At 63.0% G+C, this 14,241-nt stretch carries 12 protein-coding genes and 1 tRNA gene; 3 read left to right on the top strand and 10 right to left on the bottom strand.

Going from position 1 to position 14,241, the window contains the following annotated elements:
* Positions 1–201: 201 nt before the first annotated feature.
* From AEQ27_RS01330 to AEQ27_RS01320, 3 genes are all read right to left on the bottom strand, one after another.
* A complete protein-coding gene (locus AEQ27_RS01330) occupies positions 202–1,041 on the bottom strand; it encodes an ABC transporter permease (RefSeq protein ID WP_054145044.1) in 840 nt (279 codons plus the stop codon).
* Positions 1,042–1,220: 179 nt separating this feature from the next.
* Positions 1,221–2,282, bottom strand: coding sequence for an aliphatic sulfonate ABC transporter substrate-binding protein (locus tag AEQ27_RS01325; RefSeq protein ID WP_054145043.1), 1,062 nt, complete (start codon positions 2,280–2,282; stop codon positions 1,221–1,223).
* A complete protein-coding gene (locus tag AEQ27_RS01320; protein ID WP_082383138.1) occupies positions 2,279–3,259 on the bottom strand; it encodes an ABC transporter ATP-binding protein in 981 nt (326 codons plus the stop codon). Before AEQ27_RS01320 ends, AEQ27_RS01325 begins: the two co-directional genes overlap by 4 nt.
* 179 nt (positions 3,260–3,438) lie before the next feature.
* On the opposite strand from AEQ27_RS01320, the gene AEQ27_RS01315 reads away from it, so the two are divergent.
* Positions 3,439–3,515 (top strand) — tRNA-Pro (locus tag AEQ27_RS01315).
* A 190-nt stretch (positions 3,516–3,705) separates the two neighbouring features.
* Here AEQ27_RS01315 and AEQ27_RS01310 read toward each other — a convergent pair.
* The 3 genes from AEQ27_RS01310 to AEQ27_RS16920 form a co-directional block, all read right to left on the bottom strand.
* Entirely contained in the window at positions 3,706–4,533 is an 828-nt protein-coding gene (locus tag AEQ27_RS01310) for a protein NO VEIN domain-containing protein (RefSeq protein WP_082383137.1), read from the bottom strand.
* Positions 4,530–6,239: a DEAD/DEAH box helicase gene (locus AEQ27_RS16275; RefSeq protein ID WP_152970077.1), complete on the bottom strand. Its 1,710-nt coding sequence runs from the start codon at positions 6,237–6,239 to the stop codon at positions 4,530–4,532. The genes AEQ27_RS01310 and AEQ27_RS16275 overlap by 4 nt, the downstream gene beginning before the upstream one ends.
* Before the next feature lie 98 nt (positions 6,240–6,337).
* Complete coding sequence (locus AEQ27_RS16920; RefSeq protein WP_152970076.1) at positions 6,338–7,729, bottom strand: transcriptional regulator; 1,392 nt, start codon at positions 7,727–7,729, stop codon at positions 6,338–6,340.
* Between the two features lie 738 nt (positions 7,730–8,467).
* Here AEQ27_RS16920 and AEQ27_RS16915 point away from each other — a divergent pair.
* A complete protein-coding gene (locus AEQ27_RS16915) occupies positions 8,468–8,941 on the top strand; it encodes a hypothetical protein (protein ID WP_152970075.1) in 474 nt (157 codons plus the stop codon).
* 73 nt (positions 8,942–9,014) lie between these two features.
* Here AEQ27_RS16915 and AEQ27_RS16270 read toward each other — a convergent pair whose 3' ends face one another.
* The 3 genes from AEQ27_RS16270 to AEQ27_RS01300 form a co-directional block, all read right to left on the bottom strand.
* Positions 9,015–10,268 (bottom strand): DNA cytosine methyltransferase, encoded by a 1,254-nt coding sequence (locus tag AEQ27_RS16270; protein WP_082383135.1) that lies wholly within the window; start codon positions 10,266–10,268, stop codon positions 9,015–9,017.
* Positions 10,269–10,773: 505 nt separating this feature from the next.
* Entirely contained in the window at positions 10,774–11,406 is a 633-nt protein-coding gene (locus tag AEQ27_RS16265; RefSeq protein WP_082383134.1) for a 3'-5' exonuclease, read from the bottom strand.
* A 112-nt stretch (positions 11,407–11,518) separates the two neighbouring features.
* On the bottom strand, positions 11,519–12,742 hold the full coding sequence (locus AEQ27_RS01300; protein ID WP_054145040.1) for a hypothetical protein: 1,224 nt from the start codon (positions 12,740–12,742) through the stop codon (positions 11,519–11,521).
* Positions 12,743–12,873: 131 nt separating this feature from the next.
* Between AEQ27_RS01300 and AEQ27_RS01295 the strand changes: the two genes are divergently transcribed.
* Positions 12,874–13,398: a hypothetical protein gene (locus AEQ27_RS01295; protein ID WP_152970074.1), complete on the top strand. Its 525-nt coding sequence runs from the start codon at positions 12,874–12,876 to the stop codon at positions 13,396–13,398.
* A gap of 50 nt (positions 13,399–13,448) precedes the next feature.
* Here AEQ27_RS01295 and AEQ27_RS01290 read toward each other — a convergent pair whose 3' ends face one another.
* Complete coding sequence (locus AEQ27_RS01290) at positions 13,449–14,075, bottom strand: uracil-DNA glycosylase (RefSeq protein ID WP_054145038.1); 627 nt, start codon at positions 14,073–14,075, stop codon at positions 13,449–13,451.
* Positions 14,076–14,241: the final 166 nt, after the last annotated feature.

Here is a 14,241-nt window from a genome sequence, read left to right as displayed (position 1 = left end):
GGCGGGAGAGGGGAAAAGGAGACGGGGCGGTGGCTTTGTGTCCCCCCCGGGGCGCCCGGGGGGGGGGGGGGTCCGGGGGGGGGCGTGGTGGGGGGGGGGGGACGTCGGCGCCCACCCCGCCATGATGTGAACACGCCGCCACGAGATCGCGTGGCGGCGTGTTCACATCATGGCGAGGTCACGCCGGTCGCCGCCCGACGCCTACCGCCAGCGGCGCAGCGCGACGCGCTGCACCACGTTCAGCACGGTGTCGCTCAGCGTCCCGAGCAGCGCCAGCAGCACGATGGCGAGGAAGATGCGGTCGACGCGTCCGTTCGACTGCGACTCGGTCAGCAGGAAGCCGAGGCCCATCGACGACGCGATCAGCTCGGCCGCGACCAGGAACAGCCACGCCTGCGCCAGCGCCAGCCGCAGCCCCGACACGAGCGACGGCAGCACGGCCGGCAGCTGCACCCGGGTGAAGAGCGGCACCCGCCGCAGGCCGTAGGCGCGTCCGGCCTCGACGAGCTGCGGGTCGACGTGCCGCAGCGACCCCGCGACCGTGGTGAACACCGGGAAGGCCGCCCCGATCGCGATCAGCGTCACCTTGGAGTCCTCGCCGATGCCGAGGTACAGGATCAGCAACGGCACCCAGGCCAGCGACGGCACCGCGCGCACGGCCGCGATCGACGGTGCGAGCAGCGCCTCGCCCACCCGCGACAACCCGACGACCGCGCCGACGACCAGCCCGATCACCGACCCGACCACGAACCCGATCAGCACCCGCTGCACCGAGATGGCCACGTAGAGGCCGAGCTGGCCCGTGGCGGCGAGGTCGACTCCTGCCCGCACCACGTCCGCGGGGGACGGCAGGCGATACGAGGGCACTCCGCCGACGGTGGTGGCGAGCACCCAGGCGGCGAGCACGGCGGCCGGCACCAGCACCCCGAGCAGTGCCAGGCGGCGGGGAGGGGTCGCGCCCGGGGTGCCCGGGCGTCGCGGGACGGGCGACCCGGTCGAGGAGGCGCGGCGTCCGTTCTCGGCGACCCGCGCCTCCTGCAGTCCGGACGAGGAGGCGCGGTGCGCGTCGGACGCGACCCGCGCCTCCTCGAGGGGGGTGCCGGTCACGGCGTGGCTGACGTCGCCGCGCCGGGCTCCGGCGACGACGGTGCCCGAGCCGCGCGTCGCCTCGGAGCGGACGACCTGGCGGGCGTCCGCCTCGCGGCCGCTGAGATTGTCGCTCACGAGGTGGACGCGGCCTTGGCGTAGCTGTCGTCGAAGAGCGAGTCGAGGGCGGCGTCGACGTCGTCCTGCGAGGGGACGTCGCCCGACTCGACGAGGATCGGGCCGACGGTCGAGAGCACGGCCTGCTGGTCGGCTCCGGGGGCGGGGTCGATGTCGAGGTGGGTCCGGTCGATCACCGTGGTGGCGACGGCGGGGTCGATGGCGGCGGCCTCGGCCAGGATGGCGGCGGTCTCGTCCGGGTTCTCGAGCGCCCAGGCGCGGGCCTTCTCGTACGAGTCGACGACGACCTGCGCGACGTCGGGCGAGGCCTCGAGGAACGATTCGGTCGCGTTGAGGAACCCGAAGCTGAGGAAGTCCACGTTGCGGTAGAGCAGCTTGGTGCCCGACTCGGCCTCGCTCGCGGCCATGATCGGGTCGAGCCCGGACCAGGCGTCGACGCTGCCGTTCTCGAGGGCGGCGCGTCCGTCGGCGTGCTGCAGGTTCTGGATCGTCACGTCCGAGGCGCTGAGCCCGGCCTGGTCGAGTGCCTGCAGCAGGAAGAAGTAGGGGTCGGTGCCGGTGGTGGCGGCGATCGTCTTGCCGCGGAGGCCCTCGACTTCGGTGACGGTCGAGTCGCCGGGGACGACGAGCGCCGACCACTCGGGCTGCGAGTACACGTCGATCGTCTTGATGGGGGAGCCGTTCGAGCGGGCGAGCAACGCGGCCGAGCCGGCGGTCGAGCCGACGTCGACCGCTCCGGCGCGCAGCAGTTCGTTGGCCTTGTTCGAGCCGGCGGACTGGGTCCAGGTGACGGTGACGCCGTCGCCGAGGGCGTCCTCGAGGTAGCCCTGGTCCTTCACGACGAGGCTGAGCGGGTTGTAGGTCGCGAAGTCGATGTCGAGGGTGTCGGTCGACCATCCGCCGTCGCTCGCGCCGGTGCCTGCCGCGTCGGCCGAGCCGGTGCCGGCGTCCTCACCCGCGACGCAGCCGGTGAGGAGGAGGGCGCTCGCCGCGGCGAGGGCGAGACCGCCAGCCCAGGAGGCGCGGGTGCGGGTGGTGGGGGAGGTGCGGAAGGTCATCGGTTCGTCTCCGTGCTGTCGGGGGCGGTGCGGTGGTCGGGTGCGGTCGCGGTGCCGGTGTGGCCGGTGCGTGCGGCTGTCGCGGTCAGCGTGCTGGTGGTCGAGTTGCCGCCGTGGACGCGGTGGACGCCGAGGTCGGCGAGCAGCTGGAGGCGCAGCTCGGCGAGGGCGGGGTCGTCGCGGTCGCGGGGTCGGTCGCCGGGCACGGTGACGATGCGCTGGATGCTGGGAGCGCGTCCTGCGGTGACGGCGTGCGCCGCGCCTCCTGCGGTGGGGTCGGCGGCGGCCGTGGTGCCGGCGGGCGGCTGCTGCGAGAGGTCGGCGAGGACGACGATGCGGTCGGCGAGGTAGAGGGCTTTGTCGACGTCGTGGGTGACCAGCAGGACGGTGGTGGGTTCGGCCCGGTGGATGTCGAGCAGCAGGTCGTGCATGCGGAGGCGGGTGAGGGCGTCGAGGGCTCCGAACGGTTCGTCGAGCAGCAGCACCTTGGGGGCCCGGGCGAGGGCGCGAGCGAGGGAGGTGCGTTGGGCCATGCCTCCGGACACCTGGCGGGGGCGGAGGCCGGCCGAGCTGCCGAGTCCGACGAGGTCGAGCAGTTCGGTGATGCGGGCCCGGCCGGCGGCCTTGTCTGGTTTGCTGCCTCGCTCGCCCTTCGGCAGGCCGAGTTCGACGTTCTGGCGGAGGGTGCGCCAGGGCAGGAGGCGCGGCTCCTGGAACGCGATGGCGCAGCGTTGGTCGGTGGGCCGGGTGGGGGAGTCGTCGATGTCGACGGTGCCGGAGTCGGACTGGTCGAGGCCGCCCACCTGGCGCAGCAGGGTCGACTTGCCGCAGCCGGAGGGTCCGACGATGGCGATGATCTCGCCGGCCTCGACATCGAGGTCGAGGGCGTTGAGGACGGGGCGCTCGCCGAAGCGCCTCCCGACGCCGCGCAGACGGATCGGCAGGGCCGAGGAGGCGCGGGTCGTCGAGGTGGGCATGTCACGACGGTAGGTGGGCGGGGTGCCTGCCGTCCCGTGCGCTGTAACGGGGCGAAACACTCCGTTCGGTCCGCCCTGCCCTGAAGCGGTCTCAGGCACACCCATTCATCGGCTATAGTTGTGGGGTTGCCTCGGTCGGGGCAACACCAAGACCTGGGTTGCAATTCGAACCCGGATCTCGGGCTGTGGCGCAGCTTGGTAGCGCACTTGACTGGGGGTCAAGGGGTCGCAGGTTCAAATCCTGTCAGCCCGACCAAATTTAGATCAGCTAGTGATTGCCAATGCCATTCGTATGGTTCTCCCGGGGCGGCTCTCATCGCCTGACTTTAGTGTCCCCATATTAGCGACGCTCACGGTCGTCGCGTCATGAGCATAGAGCGTCCCAAGCTTTTACTGCTATGTTACACCAGTGTCAGCATGATCGCGTCGAAAGTCTTATTTAACGCTTATCTTTGCTCGCGAAGACACCATCTCGCATCGGAATGAAGTCCGCGCGAAAGTTGGTTCTCGTCCACGACGATTTCGGCAGAAGCCCATTTTGAAATGGTTGGAATGTCCTCTGGCATGACGTTGGCAAGCCAGGTCGAATCCAGGAAATAGAACTGCGGCTGGCCCTCTGCTGACAAGCGCACGAGCTGCAAGTGCCATGTAGAGGCGTAGGTCTGCATGGTCTCGTATTCATTCCTAGAAAGGAAAAAGCGAAAGGTGGGGCCCTCGCGAGTTGTGGCCTTTATCTCGAAAAGAGCTTCAAGCGAACCTTTCAAGATTCGTACGTCATACCCGGCATAGTCATCGAACAGCGACGTGTGCTCTACTGTCACGTCAGAGCTTTGGGTCAACCAGTCGATGAATGCCCGTTCGCCCTGCAGGCCGATCTCGGCTTGACGTCTTGCGTCATACTTGCCAACGACGCGCCTTGCGACGGTTAAGGCTCTGTCTGGGGGCAGATCCAATTCAATGGACAATTCATCAATGTCAACAGGCAGCAGGTCCACGTCCGACAGGAACTCTCCACCGGCCTGCAACCACAGAGGATTTGCCTCGATGAAGTACCGTTCGACCAGTCGCTCCATTGCGCCGGGCGAGAGAGCAATTTCGCCCTGTTGACGTAAATCCCATTCGGCAAGTAGATCCCAGCCAGACTCATACTGGCCAGGAGTGAGATCCGCTAAGGGAGGGGATGTGCGCGTCAAACGGGCGGCGTCGTGAAACGTGTGTTGTTCCAGCAGGCGAATCCAGCGTCCGGCCGCGACCACGATGGGCTTGGGTATCATGCCGTCTTATGGCCCAAAAGATATTTATACAAGGCTTCCTGATCTGAATAATCTATGACTGGATCTAGCTCTTGGGCTTCCTCGAGGTCGGTCAATTCGCGAAGACTAGGGTCGTCAAGGATTTCGTCCATAAATCGGATCTTTTCATCTAGGCGCGCGCTGACGAGATCGTCAATTGTGTTCTCCGATGCGAGTATGGTCACTCGCGTCTCTTGGTCGGGCTCCAGGCCGAGCCTGTGAATGCGATCGAGGCTTTGGAGAAACCTTCCCGCGGCAAAGTCACGATCTAGGTAGACCGCATCATGACAGGCCTTATGGAGGCTGATACCTTCGCCGAGCGTTGCTGGATTGCTTATAAGTACTTTGCAGTTGTCGTCAGTCTTGAAACGGTGAATATTATCATCCCGGTCCTTGCGATCAGTCGCTCCTGTAACTGAAACCGCGCCGCTCCCAGCTAACAAGTTCTGGAGAGTGTTCACATTACGATGAAAAGTTGACCAAATAAGAGTCTTACGATTGTTGCTTGCATTGTCGCGAGCAATGCGGACGGCCTCCAGAATTTTCGGAGAGACTTCTCGTTCCGGCAGCTCGGCCATAAGGCTTCTTATTCGGTCGCCCACGGGGAGCGCAAGAGGCGGTACCCGAAATTGGAGGGCTTCGGTTCGTGTGGCGCCCACCGCTAATAATGCCGGCGATGTAGCCGCCATCAAGAGATAGACCACAATGCGGCCGAGGTCATCCACGCTCTCGGACTCGTCGACTCGTTGGGCTAGTTGTCCGACTAGAGCGTCATAAATCTTTCTGTGAAGGGGAGGCAGGGGCAGATGCCTGATAGTTGGCCGCATAGGCGGCAGATCAAGATGGTCTTTAGTCGTGCGCACGAACAGAGGCGTAATGGCCGAACCGCCTTGACTCTGCCGATCCACCAAACCCGAGCCGTGCCCCGGCCAAAGGAACTCCATGAGGGCCTGCAGATCTTTCGCACCGTTTGGTGCGGGTGTGCCGCTCAGGACCATTCGCCGGGCAGCCAAGGGGCCCAGACTGAGACAGATAGTGCCGTGCGCGCCGTCCGCCCCGCGCTTCATCCGGTGAGCTTCGTCAAGTAGCAACAAGGTCGGTCTTGCTGATATCCGTTGCGCCAGGTCGAACTCGTTGCTCTGAAGGCGTTCGTAGTTGACGATCGTGACTTCAGCTGACTCGGTATGCGCGGCATTTACCACCTCGACGGAGGGCGGCTCGGTCAGGCAAGTCTCGATCTCGTCCAGCCAACTTCCATGAGCGGACTTTGGAGCGACGACCACCAATTGCTCGACGATTCCTTGGGACTTGAGTATTTCGTAGACAGCCAGCGAGGTACGAGTCTTTCCCGCGCCAGGGACGCTAAAGTTGGCGCCATGCCTGATTTCCAAGAGACGAGATACGTTTTCCCGCTGAAACTTTGTTAGGGGACTCTTCCATGCAGCGCTAGCAAGCAGCTCGTCTACATCCCCGCTCGACGTCGGCGCTTTGCTGGCGTAATCGTTGTCCAAGAGCTGCTCGACAAAACCGCCGTCACGAAGGGCGTCGGTCACTTGCTGCGCGAGACGCGAGTCCCACAAGATCTCCTCTGCGGACCAAGCTGCCAAACGATTTATTTGGGAGAGAAAATGTCCCATCGGGACCAATAGAGCGGTGGCATCGACGCTTTCACTGATCGGGAAATCCAAGCGAGCGCGGCCAAGTTTCGAGGGAGGAACCCCCCATGACTCGACCCTCACCTTGCCATTTCCTCCGCCGGATATGCGAATACCGGAAGCAGGCGTCGTCAATTCAGGTCCTGCAGCTTCTCCAGCCACTTGAAACCCGCACCTTCGGCAGAGCTTGACCGTAGTGCTGCGCGGGTAAAACGGTTGAAGGTCTCCTCGAGCTGCATAAGCGCTTCATTTAAGCGCTCTTCGTCCAGGGCATTCTTGCTTCGGGCTACTGCAATCTCCTCGGCTCCCGCGTCTAAGGCATCAAAGGCAGTAGTCACGTGCTCAATGGCAGCCACCTTGCGTTTCTTAAGCCGGGCGTCACGCCCGGCCGCGTTAATAGCGGCTTCGAGGGCGTCATTCATGTCGTCATATGCCTGCTGGGCGGGTTCATATTCGGCAGGGTTCAGAGACCTAGCTGCGGCTCTAGCTCTTGCCATGGACGAGACCAACTCAGAAACGGGTGCTGATGTTTGCTGGGCAGCGGCAACGGAAATGTCAAGGCCGGGTATCGAGGTAGCTTCAGTGGCTTTGGCTGTGACTGTGACTGTGTCCACTCTTGGCGACAGGAAGGTGGTGTAAAAATCGCTGGAAATCCATCGAAGGTCGGTTTTGGATTTGTTCATAACCAGGGCCAGCAGCCTCGCTTGCTTTAGAGATTCTGCTCCACTCGGGTCGCTCTTTAGGGCCGTGAAGTAGCTGCGGTGCAGCTCCTCGAGCTTGCCTTGATCGGTCTCGAAGTCTCTTAGATTCAGCTGTCCCGCGGGGGACTTGCTCTGTGCTGATAGGTCCCGGAGAAGAGCGAGTATCCAGAGGTGCTTGTCGAGTGTGCTCTTCTGCATGCGGAAAGCCTTCGATGCGAGCTCAGCACTTGAGCTAGAGATAGCTTCTTCGATTGCGATGAGGAGGTTGATGTACGAATAATCTCGCTTGTAATCACGTCTCATCTGAAGATCGAGCTCGACCTCGGCCAGGTCGGTCCAAGACCAATCGTTGGGCAGAACAGCGACGCGCATGTTGGGCTCGTCAATGCGGCGCAAAGCTGCGCAGCGGGAATTCCCGTTGATGAGGATTCCCGACGGGGTGATGATGCCGGGCTCCTTCTGCCCGTGGCCTCGGAGGTCTTCCTCAAGCTTTTCAAACGCCGGGTCCGTCTTGGATGGATCTACGGGGAGAGCGCTCAGAAGTTGACCCAGGTAGCTCTGGGCTTCGACGCTCCACGGGGCGTTGCGAACGGCGGCGTCACCGAGCTCGTCGAAGTCTCGCTGAGCCTTAATACGGTGTGTCTCAGGGTTGAACTTTAGGCTTGTTACCGGCATTGAGATAACTGGAAGAGTGACGGCGCCGCTTCGCCAAGCGACTTCAAGGCTGGAGTGCAAGCCGGGCGTCGACAAGGTCGTCGCCACGCGCTGTTTCACCATGGCCTGAACGTGCACGGCGTCAGCGGGGTCGGTGGGCTCGAGCAAGGCAGCTCCTTTGCTAGGTGACTTCACGGGTGCGTTTACAATCCTAGTGAGAAGTTCTCTGTTTCTGAGTGATTGGACGTGCTGCCGCGATGGCTATAACACCCCCCAAGCAGGGCACGATGGTGAGCGTTGCGATTTGGCTTAAGGATGAAGTCGGACTGGGCGAAGTGTTTACGAAGGCGGATCTGCGGGCGGCCTTTCCGAACATAAGTCAGGTCGACAGAAGAATGCGTGATCTCCGGGAGTATCGCTGGGTCATTGACACCAATAAAGAGGATGGTGCACTTCTGCCTCACGAACTGCGGCTTGTGTCCATCGGAGATGCCGTATGGATACCCGGAGCAAAGCGCAAGGCCGGCGGCATTTCGCCGAAAGTTCGTAGGGCACTCATGGTTGACGCTGACTTCGCTTGCCGCGCATGCGGGGTTCGGGCGGGGACACCCTTTCCTGATGAACCCCGTGTCACCGCCACGCTCGGTATCTCAACGGTCAAGGCCTGGAACGAACCTGCTGATGGGGTCACTCAGGTAGTGCTATGCCAAAAATGTGCCGGTCTATCTAACGACTTGACCGACCTGCAGAGGGCGGAGCTGAAGCTAGCGGCTCTGCTTAGTATGTTAAATCCTGATGAGATGGTAACCTACCATGCGGCTCTAAGTTCCTCGAGTCCGGTGGGCAACCTAGAGTCAGCCATCTTGTTGGGTCGTCGCTTGCAGCATTTCCGGAAGGTGGGAGTGCATGAGTGACAGTGCTGCGGCCGATGAACGACTGGACGCTGCCGCGCAGCTCCGCAGACGAATCCTCTACCTCGAGGGCGGATTCGTGCGTATGAGCCTGGGTGAACTACGAGAGGTAGTTGGTGCTAAACGTCTGGGCCGCTTCGTCTTGGTCGAGATAGGAGAGTGGCTGGAAGCTAATGAACTCGGCTTCTTTCCTGTATCTGTTCTCCTCGACAACTCGGAACCTAGGCAGAGCCAAGAGATAAGGGTCTTCGATCGCACATCAAAAGCCCCTGTAGCGGCTGTCGTGGATGCTGTTCAATTCCCAACGCCAAAGGGGGACCGACTTCTTCGCGAAATCGACGGAAGAGACGTGCCGCGCATGATTCAGCAATTCCAGAAGGACATCTGGGATCTGAAAGTTCGTCTTGGTTCGGTGTTAGACACTTACGAACCGACCGTCTTGCGAGGAGGCGAGAGCGCTGCGCAGTAAGACCTGAAAGCCGCTACGCCAACAAGTGCCCAAATTTGGATGAAGGACTTCTGCCCGTTCGCGGTCGGGTCCCCTAACTGACCTTCGACTTATGATTTGTCACGAAATCATGACGCCGGTGGTCTGTCTGGCCCGTAAAACCGCGGAACGCGCCAATCTTGTAGCGTGCCCCATTGGAGACCACCTCTACGTCAAGCTCAAAATCGAGCAAAATTTGGCGCATCTTGTCCTCCAGATGAGCTTGGGTACTCCCGGATTCCATCACCTTTAGCAAAGCAGCTGAGCTGACGTAACCGCCGCCGTCGACGAGTCGCCGGTATACGGGGTCATGGATTGTGCTGTCAGTGTCTGGTATCTCGCGAGCGATGCCCTCGTGGCGAAGGGCAGAAGCGATCGAACTGCCCAGTGCTTGCGCCACCGGCGGTGGAAAAGCATTTCCAATTTGCCTATATCGAGAGGTCTTGCCTCCCGTGAAAACCCAAGAATCGTTGTCCGACCAGCCTTGAAGTCGCGCAACCATTGGAATGGTGAGGCGCGGGGGGCGCTCGTCGGGATGTGGCCAGTCGGGTCCTGGTGGACCATCAGCAACACCGCGGCCGTCGACTGCCAGGGCTCGCCAGGCAAGTTTTGCGCGGGTCGGCCCGAGGTCAGCGCCGCCGTGTTTCTTGCTGCCACCGACCAAGGTGGGGCCAATGCTGTTGGCCCTCGCCCGCCATGCCTCCACGTGCGGCCATCCGTTTGCCCCCATCAAGTCAAATAGAGCATCCCCCACGGACACGCGCGTTTTGTTTGGAGAGGGCCAGTAGAAATAACGCGCATCCGCGGGCCTGAGTGCAACGAGGACGAAGCGAGGCCGGAGTTGAGCAACGCCAAAGTCTGCGGCCTGCAGAAGTCGCCATTCGGCGACATATCCGAGAGCGGACAGGCGATCGAGAATTCGCTGGCGGTAGGCAGCGAACCTGGTGGCTGAAAGTCCTCGGACATTCTCGAGAAGAATTGCTCGCGGCTGCAATTTCTCTGCCTGCTCCACAGCCCAAGCAAAAAGGTCGCGCTCATCGCTAGAGCCGAGTTGCTTGCCCGCGGACGAGAAAGGTGGACAAGGAACCCCGCCTGCTAGGAGAGTGACGCCCCTGTAGTCCGACGGATTCCACACACTCTGGTCGGCCACGTCGCCCTCGGCCACTGTCCACTCGGAGTTAGCCCGCAGCGTAGCCGCGGCATTCTTGTCAATTTCGACAGCCAGAACATGATCAAATCCGGCTTTGTGTAAGCCAAGCGCCTGCCCGCCCGCTCCGGCGCAGATCTCGACCACCGTCAATCGTTCCATTGGTCGCCCCTATTCATTCGCGTCTTGACTTGCGGCCACCCGGTTCGACCTCACAGCTGATTCCTCGGCACGTAAGCTTAGTTGACGGTCGTTCAACGCTACCCCCTGGTTCGAATGGGCTGCTGAGTTCACTTAGGTGCGTCATCAGTGGCCACAGGTCCTCCCACTCAGCCACCGTGCATCGTTCGGCGGGCTTCGAGTGACTGGCCCACCTCGTCGTTTCTCCGCTCCGTGGTCACGGCTCTTTTATGGCACGCAAATGTTCTTGAACGCCACAAAAGCTGACCATGCCCCCTGCCCACTGCCCCAAGGACTTCGGCTTTACTACGTGACGCACCGGCCCCGAGCCGACGTGACCGAGGAGAGCTAGCCTTAGCCCAGAGCAATCGTGAGCTGGCCGAGTTCGTCGGCACCACCGTCAAGTTGGTGGGGTACCACCACAAGCTCGACCGCTCGACGAGTCGGATCGGCGGACAAGCGGCTACTGGGGATACGAGGTGCAGCATCATGCCCGCCTGCTCCCGATCTCCCGCCTGACCGTCCTCGGCGTCCCGCGTGCCCGTGTCGCGTTGATCTGCTTCTCCGTGGACGGCCCCGCTAGCGTGCTCTGTCGGGTCGCGGGCGCGGATCTGCTTTGGGGCACCCATTCAGCGTCGGGGACTCGACGTCGCTTGGGCCCGTTTGCGCCAGCGGCCCGACTCGGATGATCCCGGCACCACGCGGCATTCTGCCGCCCCGCGCTGCGGTGCTCGCCGAGCTGCAAGGCCTTCGTGCGCGCGTCAGCGGGGGCTTCATGCGGGTCCTCGAGTGAAATGCGCAGCGCTGAACAATCGTCCGCAAGCTTGGTGCCGGCACCCGGTAGGTGGGTCTTGGCGAGCTTCATGGTGCAGAGGACGTCGGCATTGTCGGCGGGTGAAGTGATGCCGAGTCGTTCGAGTTCGGCGCAGGGCAAGGCCGTCTCGAAGCGGGCGTTGTGGGCGACCAGGACGCGCCCTCGAAGATGCTCGATGAACTCGTCGGCGATCGCATCAATGGCGGGTGCGTCTTTGACCTCGGCCCAACGAAGACTGTGCACGTGGAGGGCGGAGATCGCGGCCAGGGTTGATGACGGTCTCGAACTCGTGCTCGATAACGCCATCTGGCGAGAGGTGCACGATGCCCACCTCAATCACGTGGTGGTGGTGCGGCGGCGAGAAGCCGGTAATCGTCGAGGTCGATGACGGCGAAGCCTTGTGCGCCACGCGGCCGGCTCAGTCGCTCTTCTGCCAGCGGCGGGCTCGTTCGGCCAACTTGCTGGTGACGGACACCGATAAGGACTTCGCTCGATCGAGGGTCTCGTCACCCAACCGCTTGGCGGCGTCGACGCCGTCCTCGCCTCGGTCGAGAGCCTTATCGCGCATTTCAACGACTGCCGTTGCCCAGCGTTTGGCCTCCTGCATGTCGTGAGAGTTCTCGATGCCGAGGCCGTCCTGGAAACGCGTGATCTCGGAACCCACGTTGTTGCTCGATCGGACGATCGCACCGGACGCGATGGGATGCAGCAAGACCTTCGACGTCGCGAGTCCCGCTGCGGCTTCGAGGCGCTCCACGAGGAGCTCCGTCCGCTGCGTGATCACCTCGAGGCGTTTGTTCCGAGCTGCCGTGAGGCCGAGTCGGTGACGATCGAGGTCGTCCGGGGACGCATCGAGGACGCGATCGAGTTCGAGCACGGAGAGGGCATCCTGCAGCTGGAAGCAGCGAGCCAGCACGGCGAACCACTCCTGCGCCTTCGACTCGACTTCGCGGGTGGCGCCCTCGAGATCGGAGATCTTCTTCTTCTCGAGTCCCTCGGCCAGGGCGTCGAGTTGACGGAGGGCGTAGACCTGCGTGCGAGCGATGGTCGTCGAGGTCGTGTGGACCTTCGACCACGTGATCTCGGACACACGCCCTACCTCGCCGCGAACCGTCATGGCGTCGTCGATGACCAGGTCGACGCCGACCATGTCGGCGAGAACCGCATCCTTCTGTGCACGGAGGACGTCCTCGACCTTGGCATCGATCTCTTCGAGATAGTCGCTGATCTCGTCCATCTGCTGCTGCATGGCGATCTGGGACATGAGGCCTGCGGCGCCGGCGAGCATGGCGGGATTCGTCAGGGTTCCCACGCCACCCCGGCTGAACTGGATGAGGCCCTTGATCTTGCCGTTCTCCGTCAAGACGCCACGGCTGAGGCCCTTGCCGGTGCCCTTCATGACGCCGTATTTGTTCATGGCCGCAGCAGACTCCTTTGTCAGCTTGACCCATCGACCAGAGTTCTCGGCGATCTTCGCGCCAGCCTCGAGAGCCCCTGAGGCGAGGAACGACGGCTTGACTCGACCTAGACCAAGGTCTCGTGAGGAGAGCCCCTCGGCGGCGAGGAACCGGTCGACGGCTTCTGGGGGTCCGACGATGGCGACACCGTCTCCGTCGCTGATCAGCTCGATGTCGTCACTCATGGGGATACCTCCGGGGCGGGGACGTTCGCGCCCTCGGGTGGGCGGTCACGGGTCGGGTATAAGTTGACAATAGTTCACGTGTGGCTTGCGTCAGGACCGGGGGTATTGCCATGGTCTGCCATGATCGGCGGATGACTGAGGCCACTGGTGATGCGAGCAGTGCTGGCTTGCCCGAGACGACAGACGCAATCGCCCTACCAGGCGCCTGGAACCGTTCAGAACTGGAACGACTTGGCTTCACCGGTTTCGTGCCACTCGTCGGGATGGACCGGTCTCTCCCGCCGCGCCGACACGGGGTGTACGTCGTGCTCTACGAAAGTGAAGAGCGTCCCGCCTTCCTAGCCTCGAACGTCATCACGAAGCGGATGCCGTACGACCCCGTCCATCTTGAGGGGAAGTGGTTGATGGGCGCGTACGTCGTCTACATCGGGAAGGCCGAAGGTCGCGAAGGTCTTCACACCAGGGTCGGTGCCTTCAGTCGCCAAGCCGAGAACCACTCGGGTGGCCGCGCCTTGTGGCAACTCGACATCGCCGGCGACCTGTTGGTGGCGTGGTTGGAGACACCGGGCAAGTCGGCGCTGGCGGTCGAGCAGTCCTACCTGCGGGCTTTCAAGGCTGAGTACGGCAGCTACCCGTTCGCCAACAGGCGGGGCTGAGCGCAGACCGTGACGACTCAGCGTCACGCAGGTGTCCTCGTCTCCTGTTGTCAACGTGCGAGCTGTTCGCTGACCTCCTCGAAGGTGCGCTCTTGATGAGCGACGCGACGACGGCGCTCTTCAGGGTCAGGGTGGAAGAGTGCCTGCCTCCCCGGATGGATGGTGGCGTGAATCGAGAAGCGGTCCGCTAGGTGGGGTTGGAGGGCGACAGTTCGCCGCCAGGCTTTTTCCGCATCCCGACCTTGGACAAGAACCACCTCAATCTCCGGCGTGAGTTCGAGCAGTTCGACGAAAACGCTGGCGCCGGCCTTCGATTGCTGAGCACTGGGGGCCGCGTCGATGTACCAGGGGTACGCATTCCACGGCAGGACGGTCCGGGCCGGGATGCCGTAGCGATCAAAGAGGTGAGCCATTCGCTCGGCTGTCGGGTCGTCGTTCTCGACACTGATGAAGCCGGAGCCGGTCCCGAGTTGAGTGGCCGGGCCCGGGTCGCGCAAGATGCTGATCCCCCGAGCGTCTATGCCACCGTGGTGAGGCGGGACGTAGGGCACCCAGCCACGTCCGTCGCGATCCCGGATGCTGTCCACGAAGGCGTTGATCGGGGCGATGTGGGGCGCCGTGAAGGCCCGTGCGGTCTGGTTAGCGTGGAACGCAGGATCGGCCATCTGTCGGGACATGTCGCGAACCTAGCAAGGCGACGTGCATCACCGGGATGACCCGCGCCTCCTCCGGGTGGCTGCCCTTTCTGAAGCGACGGCAGCGAGGCTCAGGCGCGTGCCCGGTACGTCGTCGCGACGGCTCCGGCGGCGAGGTCGCGGCGGGCGGTCGGGGTGAGGTCGAGGG

The organism is Frigoribacterium sp. RIT-PI-h (genome assembly GCF_001297205.1).
Lineage (GTDB): Bacteria > Actinomycetota > Actinomycetes > Actinomycetales > Microbacteriaceae > Frigoribacterium.
The sequence above is the reverse complement of the archived record's forward strand: the minus strand, read 5'-3'. Positions and strand labels throughout refer to the sequence as shown.